Genomic DNA, 19,946 nt, shown 5'->3' on the forward strand with positions numbered 1-19,946 from the left:
ACGCCTCCACTAAATATCCCATCCGATGTCCCCTCCCCGCAGCCCATCAGACTCCCAGGCTTTTAAACATCTTGTCTCTGTATTCCTTGTTTTTCGCCCCGCTCCATTCCTTTTTTCTCTCCATCCTCAAAAAGCATCTGTCCCAGTATTGTCATTCCTATCTTCTCCTTTACATCCATTAGCTGGTTCCGATCCAAAAATTTAACTGCCAATGCGTACAGCACGGACTGCATTCTCTTGACGTCCTCTTCCTTCATATCCAATCCCGGATTCTCCAGTATATCCATGCCGCGGCAGATGCGTTCGCTGATTTCCATAGTGCCTGACATCAAAGGCGTCAAAAGAAGCGAAAATACATCGCAGCGTTTCAGCCGTTTTTTCTTTCTGATTTTTCGCTCTGATTTTTGGAATACTTTATCTGCATTCCCGTCCTTCAGACGTATGGGCTCAATGCGGTATATGCTGTTTCCGTTCATCCGTTCCCGCTTCAGCACCTTTACATTTGATGTACACAGTGCTAATGTTGCAACCGGCACATTGTAAATCATGCCTATATATGCCTCGTACTCACGAAAACGCCGCAAATCACGTTCCGTTATGCTGTCACTCTCAAATTCCAGATGTATTCATGATCCACCCATACATCCTCCTGTTCCGGCAAACCATACAGGAACCTGCCTCCATTATACTTAATGTCACCCTGCCAGACAAGGACGCCCTGCCTGATATCATACAATTTATAGTTACTTATTTTACTTGATTCGTTGGATTTCACACCCGGTACAGCGGGAAGATTTTTACATAGATACTACGTAATTTGATTTTTGCAGAATTCTGTTATCAGAACTTAGATTTTTATTCTTATACAATTATGGCGGCGGTCCCTCATATGCGTTCACGCCCCGGCGTCTGTTTTTTAATATAGCATGTCAGTGTGCCTATTGCAATCTCAAAATAGAAACTCATCCATACCCCCAGCCGCAAAAAACTTCATTTCCAAACAGCAGCGGCCGGGAAATGAATCACATGGTTTCCCGGCCGCAGGCTGCTCCTTACTTAAACTCCAACCTCAAAGTCCAATCCTTCCCTCCGGCCATTCATCCGCTAAACCAGCTGGTTATATTTTCCCCGCTTCACATAGTGGGTATGCAGCAGATGATGGGACAAATGTCCATTGGGTTCACCCAGATATTCGCTGTAGAGCTTCATCAGATCAGGGTTCTCATGGGATTTGCGCAGCACCTTGCGCTCATCCTCACTGTAGAGAGCGTTTGAACGTTTTTCACGGTAATTCTCCTCCGTGCATCTTGGCTGTCCGCCGCCGTTTATGCAGCCTCCCGGACATCCCATTACCTCTATGAAATGATAGGGCGATGTGCCTGCCGCCACCTCATCCATAAGCATGGAGGCGCCTTCCAGTCCGCTGGTTACCGCCACATTCACAGTTACTCCCTTTAAATGTTCGTATGCAGGAAGCGTATCCTCAATTGTGATGGAGGCTGTCTTTACCTGCTCCAATCCCACTATAGGCGCCACATGCAGCTTGTCAAAGGGAAGTTCCTTTCCGGTCACCACTTCGTATACCGTACGCAGGGCTGCTTCCATAACGCCTCCGGTTACGCCAAATATATCAGCTGCTCCTGTTCCCAGTCCCAGAGGCGCGTCAAACTCACCCTCCGGAAGATTCACAAAATCAATGCCTGCCGTCTTAATCATACGGGCCAGCTCCCTGGTGGTCAGTACGGCGTCCACATCGCGGTTGCCGTCCACTTCCATTTCCGGGCGCTGTATTTCATACTTCTTGGCTGTACAGGGCATGACAGATACCACAAACATGTTTTCCGGCGCGGTTGCGGTGCGCTCTGCATAGAAGGATTTCACCACGGCGCCCAGCATGGTATGGGGACTCTTGCAGGTGGACAGATGGTCTAACTCCTCGGGGAACTGATGCTCAATATGCTTGATCCAGCCAGGAGAACAGCTGGTAATCATAGGAAGTACCGCCTTTTCCTTTTGGGACTCATCCCCCTTCAGAGCTGCGTTCAGGCGGCCTAAAAGTTCAGTTCCCTCCTCCAATATAGTAAGGTCGGCGGAAAACAGGGTGTCAAACACATCGTCAAACCCGATTTCGTGAAGAGCCGTTGCCATTTTCCCGGTGACAGGGGTTCCCACCGGCAGGCCGAACTCTTCACCCAGGGCAGCCCTCACTGCCGGGGCCACCTGGACCACCACTCTCTTTTCAGGGTCAGCCAGCGCCCGCCACACCGGTGCAAGGCCGTCTGTCTCCTTCAAGGCTCCGGTGGGGCAGACCACAGTACACTGGCCGCACATGGCGCAGGCTGTGGAGTTAAGAGGCAGCCCCATGGCCGGGCTTACCACCGTATCAAATCCGCGGTTCTGGGCCTGGATCGCTCCCACCTTCTGAATCTGGGTACACACAGTGACACACCTCCGGCAGAGAACGCATTTGCTGGTATCCCTTGTGATGGACGGGGAAATATCCACCATGGGCTTGGTCATGGCTCCCTCAAACCGGCTCTCGCTGACTCCCAGCTCATAGCCCAGCTCCTGAAGCTCACAGTTAGTATTCCTGCTGCAGTTGAGACAATCCTTTGGATGATTGGACAGCAGCAGCTCATACAGTACCTTTCTGGCAGCCAGCACCTTGGGAGAATGGGTTCTTATGACCATTCCCTCCCTTACCTTAGCCATGCAGGAGGCCTGAAGGTTCTTCATTCCCTCCACTTCCACAACACAGATACGGCAGGAGCCGTACTGATGGACATTCTTCATATGGCACAGACTGGGAATCCTGATTCCCACTGTCTCAGCCGCTTCCATAATGGTGGAGCCCTCTGAAACCTCCACCGGTTTTCCATTTATCGTTACATGTATCATAATCTACCTCCTATCTCCTGTCGCAGTGCAGGCACCTGAGAGCCTCGCCCATGGCATCCAGCTTGTGGAATCCGCAGTTCACTTCCCTGAAATTGTCCTTGCGCTCCTCCACAGACAGACACCTAGTCGGGAAACGCTTATGAGGTTCATTGACTTCAATATCCGCTATCTCAGGTATATCAAACCACTCGCCCATATTCAGCTCGCCCTTGCCTCCAAGGTACTGATCAATCTTCATGGCAGCTTTCTTGCCGTCCGCAATGGCGTGAATCACAACATTGGCGCCCCATGGGCTTACATCGCCTCCTGCAAACACGCCTGACTCTCCTGTCTCAGATGTAAACCTGCCGATATCCAGCTTACCGTTCTTAGCCACCTCCACATGAGTGGTGCGGTAAACCTGATGATCCACATCCTGGTTGATGGCTGTAACGATGCCGTCGCACTCCAGGAAAAAGTCAGAATCCGGAATATGGGCCGTGCGCCTGCGCCCGTCGCTTCCATAATCAGTCTCTTTCCTGCGGACCAGGTGAATGCCTGTCACTTTTCCATCGGCTCCCAGGAATTCCACCGGCGACGCCATGGCAATCAGCTTCACGCCTTCTTCCCTGGCCTCGATGATTTCATCCTTTCCGGCAGGCATCTCCTTCTCAGACCTGCGGTAAATTACAGTTACTTCTGAGGTTCCCAGACGCACCGCGGTCCTGGCCACGTCCATGGCCGTGCTGCCGCCGCCGATTACCACCAGCTTGTTGGGCACGGACATATCCTTCTTAAGGCCGATGCGCTTTAAGAATCCAAGCCCGCTTTCCACGCCCTTAAGGTCCTCTCCCGGCACATCAAGCAGCCTGGATACCTGGGTTCCGGAAGCAATGTACACTGCATCCGACTGTTTCTTCATATCCTCAAAGGTAATGTCAGATCCTATCCTGGTATTCAGGTGAATCTGCACACCGCTCCTCTCAATGGCATGAATCTCCTTCTGCAGCACGGCCTTTGGCAGACGGTACTCCGGAATGCCCCAGTACAGAACGCCCCCTGCCACAGATTCTGACTCATACACATGTACCTCATGGCCCATATTCGCCAGATAGTAAGCGCATGTAAGGCCTGAAGGACCTGCTCCGATAACGGATATACGTTTTCCGGTAGCCGGTCTGGGTTCAACCAGAGGCACATTGTACTCATCCCGCAGCGCATAATCTCCGATGAAACGCTTCACGCTGCAGATAGCCAGAGGCTCATCCACCTGGGCGCGCCGGCAATGGTCCTCGCATGGATGGGTACAGACACGTCCGCACACTGCCGGGAACGGGTTATCCTGCCGAATCAGGCGGTACGCGTCCTCTGTTCTGCCGGCTGCCAGCAGGGACATATATCCGGGTATAAATACATTGGCAGGACATGCATTGCGGCAGGGTGAGGTCTGAAGCTCGGCGCAGACGCCTGCGCTGCAATGCTTCTCATAGATGTGGGCCTCGTATTCGCTGCGGAAATATTTAAGGGTGGACAGGACAGGATTGGGCGCTGTCTGTCCCAGGCCGCACATGGCTGTCTGCTGAATGGTTCCGGCCAGCTCCTCCAGAAGCTCCAGGTCCTCAGGCTGCCCCTTTCCCTCGGTGATGCGCTCCAGTATTTCCAGCATTCTTCTGGTGCCGTTGCGGCAGGGAAGGCATTTACCGCAGGATTCATCGCAGATAAAGTCCATGAAATACCGCGCTGTATCCACCATACAGGTATCCTCATTCATGACAATGAGTCCGCCGGAACCCATGATTGCCCCCAGGCTGGACAGGGATTCATAATCCACAGGCGTGTTCAGATGTGTCTTGGTCAGACATCCGCCGGAGGGACCGCCGGACTGAATGGCCTTGAATTTTTTGCCCCCAATGATTCCGCCGCCAATCTTGTATATGATATCTCCCAGAATCGTACCCATGGGAACCTCGATAATACCTGCATTGACAATATCTCCCGCCAGGGCAAATACCTTTGTGCCCGCGCTCTTTTCCGTGCCGAATCCCCTGTACCACTGTGAGCCGTTCAGAATAATGGGCGCTGCATTTGCCAGGGTTTCCACATTGTTAATGATGGTGGGACTTTCAAACAAGCCCTTTTCAAAGGGGAACGGCGGCTTCTGCCTTGGCTCTCCCCTTTTTCCCTCGATGGACGCCAGAAGGGAGGTTTCCTCGCCGCAGACAAAGGCGCCTGCGCCGATACGGATTTCCAGGTCAAAGGAAAAACCGCTTCCCATCACATTCTCTCCCAGAATGCCCGCTTTCCTGGCCTGGTCAATGGCATTGCCCAGCCGCTCCACTGCTATGGGATACTCTGCCCTCACATATACATAACCCTTGGAGGCTCCTATGGCATATCCTCCTAACATCATGCCCTCGATAATGCTGTGCGGGTCGCCCTCCAGGATGCTTCTGTCCATAAATGCGCCGGGATCCCCCTCATCCGCATTGCAGACCATGAATTTGCGTCCGTCCTCAGACACAGCCTTCATACCTGCTTCCCACTTCACTCCGGTAGGGAATCCGGCGCCGCCGCGCCCTCTGAGGCCGGCAGCCTTCATCTCTTCCACCACCTGGGCCGGCGTCATCTCCGACAGTGCTCTTGCCAGGGCGCCGTATCCGTCCCTGGATATGTATGCCTCCAGGGAAGCATACTCCATGTGTCCGCAGTTTCTCAGCGCCACACGTACCTGGCCCTTGAAGAACGGAATATCCTCCATCCTCGGCACATGGACTCCCTCGTCCTCGTCAAAATATGTATATTCCTCGCACACCTCATCCTTCAGAAGATGCCTGGCCACCACGTCCTCTGCCTTTTCAGGATTCATCTTTGTGTAGAAGATTCCCTCCGGCTCAACCAGGATGACGGGACCCATGGCGCATGTACCCATACATCCGGTGACCATGACCTTAACCTCATCATCCAGCTTATATGTACTCACTGACTTTATAAGCGCATCCCTTACTTCCCCGCAGTTAGAGGATATGCACCCTGCTCCGCCGCACACCAGCACCTGACGCCGGTAGGACTTTTGCCGTCTCAGATATTCTTCTTTTATGCTTAATAAATCATCACGGTTTTTTACTGCATCCATTACTCCTGCCCCTCCTCTTCATAGTAGCGTTCCAGAATCTGTTCCAGTTTGTCAGGATTTACCTGTTTGTAAACCTGGTCGTCAATTGACATGGCCGGAGCCAGACCGCAGGCCCCGATACATCTGGCCACCTCAAAGGTAAACCTTCTGTCCGCCGTGGTCTCACCTATTTCCACATCCAGCAGTTCCTTTAACCGCTCTACGATTTTCTTCCCGCCCCTTACATAGCAGGCCGTCCCCAGACAGACACGTATGGTGTGTTCTCCTCTGGGCTGGGTAGAAAAGAAAGAATAAAACGTCACTACCCCCGATACCTCTGCCAGACTGATATCCAGAGCGTCTGCTATGACCTTCTGGACCTCCAGAGGCAGATAACCATATATTCCCTGCGCCATATGAAGGACCTGTATCAGACTTCCCTCTTTCCCCCTGTACTCTGCCGCCAACTCGCCAATCCGCTTTAACAGCGCTTCTTCACTGTGGTCACAGCAGCATGCATGTGTGTTTTCACCCATCACTTCATTCCTCCTTGTTATGAGCACTTACCGCCTGTTATACGGCGCTTGTGTGCAATACATGCCACTGGCACGAAAACGGCCGTCCCTTGACCGTTTTGCGCAGTGGCTCACCTCTAAAAGCGTTGCGCTGCTGGCCGGGCAGACAGCTGCAGTCTGTCTGTCGGCTCCCTCACCGCAGGTTCCCCCCATTGCGTCCGGAGGATTGTATTGTGAAAAATTATACAAAGTTAAGGCGGGAGCAACCTTACCGGTTACTCCCGCCAAAAAGACCCTGTATAACTTTTACTGACTTTTTAAAATTATCTCGTCTGCGGTATCGTAAATGACCGCGTCCGCCTTTGATTTTCATACCGCATCCCCCTGTCTTGATTTCACGTAAAAATTAATGTGCCTAAAAATTTTTGTATATTATAACTTTTTTTGTATTTTTTCCATAATATCACAAGGACATTGTACTTGTCAATATACAATCTAATATTTAACAATCTCAAAAACAGCCCAACACTTATTTATTCTGACTTTATATATCAGAAAATTTATTAATATTATCCTACAAATTCTGTCGATTTTCAGAACCTCTATTCCTTAATTTTCCAGCATATGTTACAATAGTACCTATCAAATACAAAAAATTTTCATATGCAGAAAGGAGTCCTTATGTTCGATTTAGACTTTATTCTCACCTCGCTGGGATTTATTGTCCCGGTCATTCTGGTCATCATCATCATTACCCAGGGGTACGTCAAGGCGCCGCCTGACCACGCCTACATCATTTCCGGCCTGCGCAAGCAGCCAAGGGTGCTCATAGGACGGGCAGGCATCAAAATTCCGTTTTTTGAGCAGCTGGATAAACTGTACCTTGGACAGATTACAGTGGATATCAAGACCGATGAATACATCCCAACCAACGATTTCATCAATGTTATGGTGGATGCGGTTGCCAAGATACGGGTGGCTGACGACGACGAACGGATGAAGCTGGCTATGAGGAACTTCCTGAACAAAGAGCCGGCAAACATTGCCGCCGACCTGCAGGACTCCCTTCAGGGCAACATGCGTGAGATTATCGGTACGCTTACACTGAGGGCCATTAACACGGACCGTGATTCCTTCTCTGACCAGGTTATGATTAAGGCTTCCAAGGACATGGAGAAGCTGGGTATTGACATCCTTTCCTGCAACATCCAGAACGTGACGGATGAACACGGACTCATCCAGGATCTTGGTATGGATAACACCTCCAAAATCCGCAAGGACGCATCCATCGCAAAGGCAGAGGCAGAACGTGATATTGCCATTGCCCAGGCAGCTGCGGACAATGCCGCCAATGACGCAAGGGTGGCTGCCGAGACCGAGATAGCCCAGAAGAACAACGAGCTGGCCATCAAGAAGGCCGAACTGCAGAAGGCGTCCGATACAAAAAAAGCGGAGGCTGACGCTGCCTACGAGATTCAGAAACAGGAACAGCAGAAAACCATCCAGACCGCCACGGTCAACGCCCAGATTGCCAGGGCTGAACGCGAGGCCGAACTGCGTAAACAGGAAGTACTGGTACAGCAGCAGGCATTGGAAGCTGAGATCAACAAAAAAGCAGATGCGGACCGGTATGCCATTGAACAGGCTGCCGCTGCCGGCCTGACCAAGCGCCAGCGCGAGGCCGAAGCAAAGAAGTACGAGCAGGAGCAGGAGGCCCTGGCCAAAAAAGCCCAGGCTGACGCGGAACAGTATGAGCGTGAAAAAGACGCTGAGGCGCAGAAGGCCATTGCTGAGGCACAGAAGTATTCCATGGTCCAGGAGGCAGAAGGTATCAGGGCCAAGGGCGAGGCTGAGGCTGCCGCTATCCGTGCCAAGGCACTGGCTGAGGCAGAAGGTATGGAGAAAAAAGCCGAGGCTTATCAGAAGTATAATAAGGCGGCCATGGCTGAGATGATGATTCAGGTGCTTCCTGACATCGCCGGGAAGATTGCAGAGCCTCTGTCACAGATTGACAAGATTACAATTATCGGAGGCGGCAGTGATTCGGATAACGGCGTAGGGGCCATTGCCGGCAATGTGCCTGTGGTCATGGCAAAGCTATTTGAATCCATGAAAGAAACCACAGGCGTGGACCTGGCAGAAATCATGAAGGCGGATACATATGACGCCAAGGTCAACCGGAACGTGAACCTGACCGGCGCCCCTGATATTATCCTTGGAAGCGGGCAGAAGGCCCTTCATCCTAATCCGGATTCGGATAATATCCAGCCATAAATTCTTTGTGCCCATGGAGGATATTTTAAATTAGTATAGCAGAAACACCTCATAGAACAACCTGTGATATAGATACAGGGGATTTCTATGAGGTGTTTCTTTTTACTTCTATTCTTCTCTGTCTTTCTTACCTTCCTGGGCCTCCTTAGCGCCCCAAACCACGCCTTCCATGTCAAATGTGCCTGCGGATATGTCAATGTCATGGTCTGCTTCCGCTCCCGCAGATACTCTCACATTCCCTTTCTGCACATCTGCTGCCGTCTTTCCCGGCCCATCTGCTGCTCCCGGCATTTCCGGCATATTAGGTATTTCCGGCATATTCGGCATACATGACATATCCGGTTCTCCTGCTGCTCCCGGCACAGCCGCAGTTTCCCGTTCTTCCCGCACAGGCTCCCTCTCAGGATCCCTCCCAGGCTCCTGCCCGGCTCCGCCTGGTTCCTCTATCTTCCAGCGAATGGATACGCGGAACAAATCATCCTCCACTTCCAGCTTCATGGTACCGCCCTGGACCTCCACAAAGCTTCTGGCAATGGCAAGCCCCAGTCCTGAGCCCTCTGTGTTGCGTGATGTATCCCCGCGGACAAACCGTTCTGTCAGCTCCTCAGGAGATACCTCCAGCTCCCTGGCTGAAATATTGCGCATGGTTATCAGTACATGGCCGTCATCTTCCCTGACCACCTGGATATAGGCCCGTGTGCCCGGCATTCCGTACTTTGTTATATTTACCAGCAGGTTTTCAAATACACGGTAGGTCTTCTGGCTGTCCAGATAAAGAAGGATTTTCTCCTCAGGCAGATTGTAGCGGAACTCGATCCCGCTTGCCTCAATCTTATCAGACAGCTCAAACCGCACCTGCTTTAAAAGGCTCACGATATCCACGTCCTCCTGGTGAAGGCTGACTGTGCCGCTGCTGGCTTTGCTGACCTCAAACAGGTCCTCTATAAGCGCCTTCAGACGCATGGATTTCTGGTCCAGCACCCGGACATAGGACTTTCTCTCCTCTGCTGTCACATTCTCCTGCTTTAACAGATTTACGTAAGTGATGATAGCCGTAAGAGGTGTCTTTAAGTCATGGGATACATTGGTAATCAATTCCGACTTGGTCCTCTCGCTTTTCACCTCCTGGGCCACTGCTTTCTTAAAGCCGTCCTGAATCCGGCTCAGCTGCTCCTTAAACGGGTTAAAGATTCCCAGATCCTCCTGAATCTCCACATCCAGGTTTCCCTCTGCTATCTCATTGATACTTTTTAACAGCGTATTATATTTCTGCTGCATCTGCCCCCAATATTTCTGTAATAGGAAAAACAGAACCAGGGAGTAAATTACCAGGGCTCCGATTCCCCAGAACCAGAGACAGGAGATAATGGTCAGTATGACAAAATTTGCAATAATGGCCTTGCCTATAATCTTGGTGGAACGGCGCTCCCAGTCAGTTTCGTTAAAAACATTGAGGGCATTTAATGTCCAGCGCTTGATGAAGCGCAGGAAACGTCCCAGCCATGTGCGCTCTTTGAAATAGCGCCAGGGGCCCAGGGAAAAGATAGCCCTGTAACAGGTAATTCCCCAGTAAAACATTCCGTAGCTCACCATCCAGAACGCCAGATTAATGACCACTGCCATCACATCCGCGGACCAGGGAAGAAATTCCGCTCTCATAAGTTCGCTCTTTAAGCTGCCGTCCATGGTAGAAGCAATCAGCGCCATGGGTATGGTTCCCTCACCAATAATACCCAGCCAGGCCACTCCGATACAGCTCAGCGGCTCAAATGAAAGCCTGCACAGTGCGCTCTTACCAATCTCAAACCGTTTCACAGCCGGCAAAGCCAGGGCCAGCACGGTCAGAAGTCCCAGTACAGATGCGCCTATGGCAAAATAGCCGTTGCTGAAACGGTAATCCCGGATAGTAAGCTGCTGATCCGCGCTGTTAGACCTGACATCCGTATAGCCGAACATCTGGGATGGACTGCACCGGAACACCACTGTCATGTCCTTGGGTCCCTGGAATTCCACGCCGCTGTAGCGATAGTTCTCGTCCAGTCTTACCTCCAGCGGATCGTAAAATTCAAATCTGGTCAATGACTCCTTGATGCGCGTAATATCATCATCCCTGTTTCCCTTTATATCCAGAACCTTCAGTATGCCGTTTGAATTAAAGTTTATGGTGAACTGAATCTGGTCATCCTTCAGGGGTTCCTGGAAAAATGTCTTTGGATCCGTCACATTGCTGCGTCCATAGGTCCCATCCTGCTCACAGATCCCATAGGACAAGCTGGAATAATACTGCCTGTAGAGGCTTTCCCATTCGCTTCCCGCGCTGTCAATGGTCTGCTGCATGGACTGGTAATAGTAAATGTCATAGGGATCCCCACTGTCGTAGACCATGGTCTGTTCCCCATCTTCCCCATACTCTATCTGTACCGCGGCTTCGTCTTCCGGCTGCTGCTGGCGGATCTTTTCCTCCAGCCCCGGCAGGAATGTCTGGGCATAGGTCAGACGCCGTCCCGTATCCTCCTGCATTTTCTGATGCCAGATTTCATAACTGAAATTCATAACCTGGGTTGCCAGGTTTCCAAAATTACTGCTCTCCTCAACCTGGCGGACGGACCTCCTGTTGTGGTAGCTCTCCGCCTTTGTTTTCATATAGGGGTATAATCCTATGGTTCCGGCTGATGCCAAAAGCAATGCCAGAATAATAATCAATATTCCCAGCCTATGGCTGCTTTTCAATTTTGTATCCAACTCCCCACACCACCTTTACATATTTGGGCTCCCTGGGATTCACTTCTATCTTTTCCCTCAGGTTACGTATGTGTACCATGACCGTATCCGTATTCACTGCCCTCTCGTTCCACACCCGTTCGTAGATTTCCTCTGCGGGAAATACACGCCCCGGGTTCTGTATCAATAAAAGAAGGATTTTGAACTCGATAGGGGTTACCTTAACCGTTTTGTCATCCACGGTCACCTCTACCGTCTCCTCGTTGACCTCCAAACCTCCCAGCCTGTGCACCTTCGGATTCTCCGTCTGCTTTGAGTTCAAACGATCCAGAAACCGGTGGTAACGCCGCAGCTGTGAGTTGACCCTGGCCATAAGTTCCATTGGAGTAAAGGGCTTTGTGATGTAATCGTCCGCCCCCATGTTCAGGCCCAGTATCTTATCCACTTCCTCTGACTTGGCTGACAGGAAAATAACGGGAAAGTCATATTTTTCACGGAGTTTTGCTGTCATAGTAATACCGTCCATACGCGGCATCATCACATCCACAATGGCCAGATCAATCTCTCTTTCCTCCAGCACCTTAAGCCCTTCCACTCCGTCTGCTGCCTGGAATACTGCATATCCCTGGCTCTTTAAGAATATTTCCACGCCTTCCCGTATCTCTTTGTCATCCTCTACCAGTAAAATCCGGTCCCCATTCATGTTCATTTCCTCCTTACGCTATTTATACTAACAACTAAAACAAAATTTAACCTTCATAAAAAACAAAAGAATATCTAAAGTCTTATTGTAACATTCCTAAACACATTGTTCAACGGGGGATAGCTGTCTGAGCCGGCTGCTTTGCCCCAGGCAGCGGTATATAATGGGCTGAAAATCACTGTCAATATAGGTGTTATCTGTTAAAAATTGTGCGATATTGTTATTTATTTATTTAAATTGACAAAGCAATTTACTCATGATATTGTTGTAGTAAATTTTTTATTCAGAATTATCAATATTTAACAAATTATTTTCAATTAAAAGGGAGGAATTACATTGAGTACATACGTGATTACAGGCGGCACTACCGGCATAGGAGCTGCCACCCGCAAGCTGCTCCTGTCCCAGGGCCATGAAGTGTTTAACATTGATTTTAAGGGAGGGGACTGCCTTGCGGATCTGTCCGCTCCGCAAGGACGCCAGGGCGCTATTGACGAGGTATTCCGCCGCTATCCCGACGGCATTGACGTACTGATATGCAATGCCGGCGTAGGACCCACGGCTCCGCCCCAGATGATATTTGCGCTGAATTTCTTTGCCAGCGTCAAGATTGCCGAGGCACTGCGTCCCCTGTTAAAGAAAAAGAAAGGCAATTGTGTGGTAACCTCCTCCAACTCCATCACCAACATGACGGTGCGCATGGACTGGGTGGATATGCTGTCCAACGTTATGGATGAAGAACGCATCCTGGAATTTGTAAAAGACATTCCCCGTACCCAGGCCGCATCCTGTTACAGCTCCTCCAAGCATGCCCTGGCACGGTGGGTCCGCCGGGTTTCACCATCTTGGGCAGTGGACGGACTGCGCATTAATTCCGTTGCTCCGGGCAACACCACTACGCCCATGACACAGAACATGACCGATGCCCAGATGGAATCCGCACTGCTGATTCCCATTCCTACCCGCTATGGACGCAAGGAATTCCTTGACGCGGAAGAGATTGCCAACGGCATCACCTTCCTGGCGTCACCCATGGCCAGCGGCATCAACGGGGTCATACTGTTCGTGGACGGAGGCATCGACGCGCTGCTCCGGTCCGAACGTTTCTAAATGAAAATGGAGGATATGGATATGACAATTCTGGAAAGCTATATTGACTGTATGCAAAGAGGCGACGAAGCGGCCCTGGCGGATTTGTTCAACGAATACGGAGTGCTTCATGACTCGTCTCTCATTAAGGCAGGTATGGACACCCTCCACCTGGAAGGCAGAATGGCAGTGGAAATGATGTTTCACCACAAGTTCGGCTTTAACGGAGGTCCCTTTCCCATACACAGCGTAAAATATCTGGACGGCAATACGGTATGGTATTTCATCACCTACAACGAGCATGTGGTTCCTGTAACCGCCTTCCTGTCCGGGGTGGATGAGGACGGCAAAATCCTGCGGCTTAATATCTATCCGCTATAAAAAAGGACCGGAGCTGGAGGAAATCGTTTATTTCCCAGCTCCGGTTTGCGTTCTATTCAAAGATGACCAGTTTCTCCAGTGTTTTTTCCACATCTATCAGGGAATACAGGCTGCCATTCCACATAAAATATGCTTTTTCAACCCATAAACCTGACTCCTGCTGTTCCGGCCCCTTGATTTGTTCATCCACGCCAATTTGAGTCAGATATGGCTCCTGATACAGAAGGATGCCCAGAAAATATTTCTGATGACGGAGGACCAGTACCATCTGCCTGACTTCTGCCTCTTCTCCGCCGGACGCAGAGCCTTCCTGACAAACCACCGGCACAATGCTCCCCTTATAGTTGCAGACGCCTGCAAAATGTCCCGGAAGACATGGCATCAGGGATATCATCATATCCTTGCAGATTTCCTCCGCATAGGGAAACTCAACAGCGTAATTCCTGTGCTTTCCCGGTAAACAGAGCAATGTCTTTAACGCCTCATCCGCCATACCTTCCCTCCTTCTCATATCTGCTTATGATAATTTCCGTATCCAGCGCTGCGCAGATACGGCCGCTGCCCATGATGCTGCAGCCGCAGATGCCTGTCCTGGACCGAAATCCTGTTCCCAGAAGTGCAGGAAGATTCTTCACCACAATGCGCTTCTGTTCATAGATGGAATCTATGAAAAAGCAGCCTTCCTTCTCCGCACCCTTCACATACACCAGAATGGCCCGCTCCGGAATCTCCCCTCCCAGGGAATAGAACCTGCGGAGATTAATAAGAGGCATCATCCTGTCTTCATACAGGATGTAATCCCGTCCGTTAATTTCACGAATCTGTCCCCGGAAGGACTCATACTCCAGAAAATGATATACATGCCGGGCCGGTATGGAGAAGCGGTACTGGCCCACGCGGAAACGCACGCACTCGATAGATGCCAGATTCAAGGGAACTGATATGGAAAAGGCGCTTCCCTGTCCAATAGTACTGCGGATGGAAAGATTTCCCCCCACGTCTTCCATAATGTTCTTTACCACATCCAGCCCCACGCCCCTGCCGGAATATTCAGTAACTTTTTCATTGGTGGAAAAGCCGGGATATAGGATAAACTCCCTGATTTTCTGGGGGTCATACTCCTCGTCCGCACTGGCAAACAGCCCCTTTTGCCTGGCCCGTTCCCTGACCCGCTCCTCGTCAATGCCTTTTCCATCGTCGCTGATGGTCATTCTAAGTTCCCCGGCCACATTATCAGCCGAAAAGGTAATCTTTCCTCTCCTGTCCTTACCGGCAGCCAGCCGTTCCTCCGGGGATTCGATTCCATGGTCCACCGCATTGCGCAGAATATGCAGCAGTGCTTCTGATACATAATCCACCACACTCTTATCCGCTTCCACGTCCGAACATCTGACCACCAGGTCAGCCTCCTTTTTCTGGTCACGGCAAATATCCCTCAGTGCCCTCTTAAGCTTTGGCACAATTCTGGACACAGGCACAAGGCGCATCTCCATCACGGACCGCTCAATCTGTCCCACCAAAAGGCTGATCTGATGGCCCAGTCCGCTCTCTAAATCCTCCATCCCATTCCGTTTAAGTTCATTTTCCAGCACCTGCATCTGCAGCAGAAGCTCTGAAGCCAGGTTTTGCAGATAGTCCAGACGCTCTGTCCGAACCTCCATAAATTCGCCTTCCCTGGAATCTGTATTTTCCCGCTCAGGCGCCGCCTTCTGGGCAGCCGCAGCCGTATCCTGAGGCTGGCTGTCAGCCAATACCCTGCACTGTGCCACAAAAAGCCCCTTCCTCAGAGTCTCCAGCACCTTCTCCTTATCGCCGCTCTCAAAACGGATGAACACACCATGGCCTTCAATGTACTGCGCGCTTTCACCCTGTTTCTCCAGGTTTTCCGGATAAGTCTCCACCAGGGTACAGAGACCGGTAATGGATCGCACCAGCATGAAAGCACGTATATTCTCCATGCGGCAGCCTTCCTCCAGCGTCACATTGACTACGGTTCCGCTTTTGGAGACAAATAGTTCAGGTATGACAGGCAGTTCCTCTTTTCCCTCTTCCTCCCCCTGCGTCTTCCCGCCCTTCCCGCTGTCCTTCTCCTCTTCCCTGCTGACATGCCCCAGAAAGTCATCCGTCATCTGCTCAAGCACAGACGTATCCCCGGGCGCATAATCCTCCCTGTTCATCTGTTCCAGTTCCTGGGCAATAAAATCAGAGGCAGCAAACAAAAGGTCAAAAAGGTCCGGTTCCGGATGCTCCAGCTTGTCCATATTTTCCCTGTAGTAAGAAAACAAATCTTCCAGCTTATGGGCCAGGGAAGAAAGACCGTTAATGTCCATCATAGCGGAGGAGCTCTTGATGGTATGCATGACCCTGAAAATACTGTGAATACTGCTTTCGTTAAATCTGCCCGCTCTCTCAGCCTCTAAAAGTATCTCTGACAGCTGGCCGTTTAACTGCCTGGTCTCCAACAGGTATACTTCCAGCATCTCCAGGGCATCTGACTCAAAATATCCCATAATACACTCCGTCCATTACTGCTCCTTATACCACACGCTCTGGTTCTTGCCATGCCGTTTGCCATAATACAGTGCCTTGTCCGCACAGCCAATTCCTTCCTCCAGCCCTTCCTGCTCATGGAAGATGTGAAGTCCCAGAGTCATGGTACAGAAAAAGCCCTTATCGCCGTAAGGTATCACAAATTGTTCCACCTGCCGGCGCACCTTCTCACTGAGTTCATATGCCTCGTCCTTTGTCACATTAAAAAGAATTAAAAGAAACTCCTCGCCGCCCCACCGGACCACTCTGTGTCTGCGGCAGTTTGATTCCAGGATATTGGCAATGCATACCAGCGCCATATCTCCCGCGTCATGGCCGTATGTATCGTTCACCTGCTTGAAGTCGTCGATATCCGCCATGATAAATACGGTTTTTACCTCATCCTGACCGCAGGAACGCATATCCTCCATCAGATCTCCCACCACATACCGCCGGTTATACAGCCCCGTAAGCCCGTCCCTGTAGGCCATATAGTTAAGCTTCTCCATATTATTGCGAAGCTCCCTGTTCTGGCGGTCCAGGTCGTCCCTCTGCTTTTTCTGTATCAGATGCGCACGGATTCTGGACTGAAGCTCCTTTTTCACAAAAGGCTTCTTGATATAATCACATGCCCCCATAGAAAAGCCTTTTACCACATCCTCGTCGCTGGACCTGGATGTAAGAAAAATAATGACGGCATTTTTATGGTCTAAGTCCTGTAATATTTTATACAGTTCATATCCGTCGGCATCCGGCAGGACCACATCCAAAAGGATCAAATCCGGCTGGCACTGTCTCAGCTGCTCCTGAGCCTCCAGTCCGCTGTGAGCCTCACAGATTATGATACTCTCCTCCTTCAGCGCTGTCTTGATTTGTTCACAAATCAAAAGACTGTCATCCACAATTAGTATTGTCTGTTTTTCATCCATGGACATTATTTCCCCTCCCGGCCTTACAATACGACGGCTGAATGCCTGACCGTATTCACTTCCAGCCTTCCGTTTTCTGCGTAAAATAGTATGGTCCTGCCGTAATTCTGACCTGTATGCTGGGCTACCAGACGAATCCCCTCCTGAGCAAGGCATTCCCTTACGGCCACTACATTCTGCTGTCCTATATCCAACATTCCGGACGGCGCACCAAACATTCTGGCGCCCCCGGCAATCTTTGCAATCAGACCTGCGGGCCGCGCTCCCTGCTCTCTCATCTGATTTATCAGCTCATGTACGCCCTCATCGGCAAACTTGTAGGCGTTATCCCAATGGATTGAATACTTCCTTTCCGGAAGTATAATATGGGCCATGCCCGCTATGCGCTCCCTGCGGTCGTAGAGACAAATCCCCACACAGGAGCCTAGGGCATAGGATATAAGCACCTGATTTTCCCTGGCAACCTTTCCTTCCGCGATTCCCACAATGATTTTATCCATAGCGCTGCTCCCTGAGCCGTGAAAGCATAGTTCCCAAATCTTCCTGCTCCGGAAGGAAAAGAATACGTCCTTTAAAGATTTCCCCGGACATATGGAATATATTTTCTATGAGAAGTATGTCATCGCTTACAATTACCCACTTGGACATGGGATAGGTGAGAATTGCCCCGCCCATATCAATGCACAGCTCCGGCACCGACACATCCATATCCATGTCCATCAGCTGGGACAGGGCCCGTATGTAGGAACCGCACATGATGTTCCCCAGCTCGCTGATCAAAGAACACTCCATATCATCCAGAGACGTAAGGTTCCGTTCCTCCTCCCCCAAAATGGTATTTATTACGGTCTTGGTAAAGGCTTCGCTCAGCATAAACAGGAAAATCCCCTTTAGCTGACCCGTAACTTCAATCAGAATGCCTGTCTGCAATTCCTCCGGCTGTTCCAGGAGTTCATGCATCTTATAGTACTTTACCACTTTTAGGGAAGGCATATCCAACTCAATGGGCTGTTCCATCATCTGTGACAGTGAAGTCACTGCGTTTCCCGTCCCCACATTTCCTATTTCTTTTAATATATCCCTGGATATCTCATCCAACTGTACATAACCATCCATTCCCTGTATCTCCCGTGATTAAAATTCAAACCTTTCCACCAGCTCCTTCAACAACTGGGCCTGGGCAGACAGCTCCTCGCTAGCTGCCGCGCTCTCCTCGGATGTAGCTGAATTTCCTTGAACAATCTCAGAAATCAGTTCCACGCTCTTTCTTATCTGTGTAATGGCATCCGCCTGCTGTACAGATGTCTCTGAGATCTTATCCATCTTATGGCTCACCTGTCTGGCGCCTTCCACGGAAGTCTTCAGGGTTTGTGCTGTTAAATTCACTGCATCCATGCCGTCGCTTACCGCATCGGAATTCTTTTCAACTAATTCAGCTGTCAGCTTGGATGCACCTGCGGTCTTGGTGGCCAGCCGCCTTACCTCCTCTGCCACAACAGAGAATCCCCTGCCTGCATCTCCTGCCCTGGCCGCTTCAACAGCAGCATTAAGCGCCAGTATATTGGTCTGGAAAGCAATGTCCTCAATCTGTCTGACTATGCCGGTAATCTTTCCTGAATTGTTCTTGACCTCATGTATGGACTTCATCAGGGTTTCCATCTGCCCATCACATTCCTCCAGCTTCTGTCCCACCAGAGCCGCCTGCCTGCTGGAATCCACGGCGCTGTCAGCATTATCCTTTACGCTCTGCGCAATCTCGTTGATGCTGACCGCCAGCTCCTCTATGGAACCCGCCTGTTCAGATGCTCCCTGGGCCAGAGCCTGAGAACTGTTTGATACCTGCTCCGCTCCCAGTGACACCTGCTCCGCACTGCTGTTAATCTGTTGAAGTGAATTGCGCAGCAGACGGCTGATTTCCTTAAGCCCATTGCCCAATGCCACGAAATCCCCTTTGAATTCCACTTCAGAGCGGTAATTCAGCCGGCCATTTCCAAGGGCGGTCAGTCCGCTTTGTATCTCAGACACATAGCTGTTCAGAACCTTTGCAGTACGGCGGATGTCATCTGCCAGCTGACCCAGCTCATCTTTGGACCTGTACCCAAGGGCAATATTCAAACGGCCGTTGGATATGGTATTTGAAGCCTCTTTCACCTCATTGATGGGGCGCACGATATTTCTGGTGACCATGGAGCATATAAGGATGGTGGCTGCTATACATACCGCCGACAGTATAACCAGCATGATTATGACCCGATGGTTGCTGTGGTGCTCTGTTTCTATGCTTGCAGCTGTTTCTTCAGCTGACAGGTCCGCCACTTCCGAGAGCACTATCCTTACATCATTGGAACGGGGCAGATACTCGTCTGCATATAAGGACAGCACCCTCTCATCCTCGCCCGCTTCCAGAAGGGTCATTATCCTGGCCCTTGTCTCTGCCAGTATCTGAAACTTTTCGTTCAGCTCCTCCACCTTTTCCGGCGCTGTAATATATCCGGTGGACAGCTCGGACAATGCAGCCTGTTCATCCCGGATCAGCTCCCTGGTATTCTGCAGGTATTCATCCTCGTCCACCAGCCCCTCCGTGGCAGCCAAAATAGCGATATTTCTCCCAACTGCCCGCAGACTGGCAGTCATCCGCAGGGATGACTGCACATTGGCAAACTGGTCAGCGTAAATGGCCTCCATACGCGACGATATCGTTTCCACGTTGACAATGGCCACTGTCACTGTCACTACATACAAAAGGATAATGGAAAAAAATGCAATGACCATCTTCCTTCCTGTCTTATAGTTCCTGAACCGCTCTCTCATCCTTT

General features: G+C 50.7%; 15 protein-coding genes. 3 read left to right on the plus strand and 12 right to left on the minus strand.

The window, feature by feature from the left end:
* Nucleotides 1–62: 62 nt before the first annotated feature.
* The 4 genes from CGC65_RS22580 to nuoE all read right to left on the minus strand — a co-directional run bounded on the left by CGC65_RS22580 (nucleotide 63) and on the right by nuoE (nucleotide 6,525).
* Nucleotides 63–548, minus strand: coding sequence for a hypothetical protein (locus CGC65_RS22580; protein ID WP_002568590.1), 486 nt, complete (start codon nucleotides 546–548; stop codon nucleotides 63–65).
* A gap of 556 nt (nucleotides 549–1,104) precedes the next feature.
* Entirely contained in the window at nucleotides 1,105–2,898 is a 1,794-nt protein-coding gene (locus CGC65_RS22585) for an NADH-dependent [FeFe] hydrogenase, group A6 (RefSeq protein ID WP_002568591.1), read from the minus strand.
* Nucleotides 2,899–2,908: 10 nt separating this feature from the next.
* Nucleotides 2,909–6,010 (minus strand): NADH-ubiquinone oxidoreductase-F iron-sulfur binding region domain-containing protein, encoded by a 3,102-nt coding sequence (locus CGC65_RS22590; protein WP_002568592.1) that lies wholly within the window; start codon nucleotides 6,008–6,010, stop codon nucleotides 2,909–2,911.
* The gene (nuoE, locus tag CGC65_RS22595; RefSeq protein ID WP_002568593.1) at nucleotides 6,010–6,525 is read right to left on the minus strand and encodes an NADH-quinone oxidoreductase subunit NuoE; all 516 of its coding nucleotides are present in this window, start codon (nucleotides 6,523–6,525) and stop codon (nucleotides 6,010–6,012) included. The genes CGC65_RS22590 and nuoE overlap by 1 nt, the downstream gene beginning before the upstream one ends.
* A gap of 660 nt (nucleotides 6,526–7,185) precedes the next feature.
* On the opposite strand from nuoE, the gene CGC65_RS22600 reads away from it, so the two are divergent.
* Nucleotides 7,186–8,778, plus strand: coding sequence for an SPFH domain-containing protein (locus tag CGC65_RS22600; RefSeq protein ID WP_002568594.1), 1,593 nt, complete (start codon nucleotides 7,186–7,188; stop codon nucleotides 8,776–8,778).
* A gap of 108 nt (nucleotides 8,779–8,886) precedes the next feature.
* On the opposite strand, the gene CGC65_RS22605 is transcribed toward CGC65_RS22600, so the two are convergent.
* Together CGC65_RS22605 and CGC65_RS22610 are read right to left on the minus strand one after the other, a co-directional pair.
* Nucleotides 8,887–11,520 carry a sensor histidine kinase gene (locus CGC65_RS22605; RefSeq protein WP_002568595.1) on the minus strand — a complete coding sequence of 878 codons (2,634 nt, stop codon included), beginning with the start codon at nucleotides 11,518–11,520 and terminating at the stop codon, nucleotides 8,887–8,889.
* Entirely contained in the window at nucleotides 11,492–12,202 is a 711-nt protein-coding gene (locus tag CGC65_RS22610) for a response regulator transcription factor (protein WP_002568596.1), read from the minus strand. Before CGC65_RS22610 ends, CGC65_RS22605 begins: the two co-directional genes overlap by 29 nt.
* Before the next feature lie 336 nt (nucleotides 12,203–12,538).
* Between CGC65_RS22610 and CGC65_RS22615 the strand changes: the two genes are divergently transcribed.
* Both CGC65_RS22615 and CGC65_RS22620 read left to right on the plus strand, forming a co-directional pair.
* Nucleotides 12,539–13,312, plus strand: a complete 774-nt coding sequence (locus CGC65_RS22615) for an SDR family oxidoreductase (protein WP_002568597.1) — start codon at nucleotides 12,539–12,541, stop codon at nucleotides 13,310–13,312.
* Between the two features lie 21 nt (nucleotides 13,313–13,333).
* A complete protein-coding gene (locus tag CGC65_RS22620; RefSeq protein ID WP_002568598.1) occupies nucleotides 13,334–13,672 on the plus strand; it encodes a hypothetical protein in 339 nt (112 codons plus the stop codon).
* A gap of 52 nt (nucleotides 13,673–13,724) precedes the next feature.
* Here the strand turns inward: CGC65_RS22620 and CGC65_RS22625 are convergent, their stop codons facing one another.
* The 6 genes from CGC65_RS22625 to CGC65_RS22650 are packed head-to-tail and all read right to left on the minus strand — an operon-like array spanning nucleotide 13,725 to nucleotide 19,941.
* Nucleotides 13,725–14,165: a chemotaxis protein CheW gene (locus CGC65_RS22625; RefSeq protein WP_002568599.1), complete on the minus strand. Its 441-nt coding sequence runs from the start codon at nucleotides 14,163–14,165 to the stop codon at nucleotides 13,725–13,727.
* A complete protein-coding gene (locus CGC65_RS22630; protein ID WP_002568600.1) occupies nucleotides 14,155–16,182 on the minus strand; it encodes a chemotaxis protein CheA in 2,028 nt (675 codons plus the stop codon). The genes CGC65_RS22625 and CGC65_RS22630 overlap by 11 nt, the downstream gene beginning before the upstream one ends.
* A gap of 15 nt (nucleotides 16,183–16,197) precedes the next feature.
* A complete protein-coding gene (locus tag CGC65_RS22635; RefSeq protein WP_002568601.1) occupies nucleotides 16,198–17,136 on the minus strand; it encodes a GGDEF domain-containing response regulator in 939 nt (312 codons plus the stop codon).
* 17 nt (nucleotides 17,137–17,153) lie between these two features.
* The gene (locus CGC65_RS22640; protein ID WP_002568602.1) at nucleotides 17,154–17,630 is read right to left on the minus strand and encodes a chemotaxis protein CheD; all 477 of its coding nucleotides are present in this window, start codon (nucleotides 17,628–17,630) and stop codon (nucleotides 17,154–17,156) included.
* Complete coding sequence (locus CGC65_RS22645) at nucleotides 17,623–18,246, minus strand: chemotaxis protein CheC (protein WP_002568603.1); 624 nt, start codon at nucleotides 18,244–18,246, stop codon at nucleotides 17,623–17,625. Before CGC65_RS22645 ends, CGC65_RS22640 begins: the two co-directional genes overlap by 8 nt.
* An 18-nt stretch (nucleotides 18,247–18,264) precedes the next feature.
* The gene (locus CGC65_RS22650; RefSeq protein WP_002568604.1) at nucleotides 18,265–19,941 is read right to left on the minus strand and encodes a methyl-accepting chemotaxis protein; all 1,677 of its coding nucleotides are present in this window, start codon (nucleotides 19,939–19,941) and stop codon (nucleotides 18,265–18,267) included.
* Between the last annotated feature and the right edge of the window lie 5 nt (nucleotides 19,942–19,946).

Origin of the sequence: Enterocloster bolteae, from assembly GCF_002234575.2 — a bacterium.
In the GTDB taxonomy this organism is placed as follows: Bacteria; Bacillota; Clostridia; order Lachnospirales; family Lachnospiraceae; genus Enterocloster; species Enterocloster bolteae.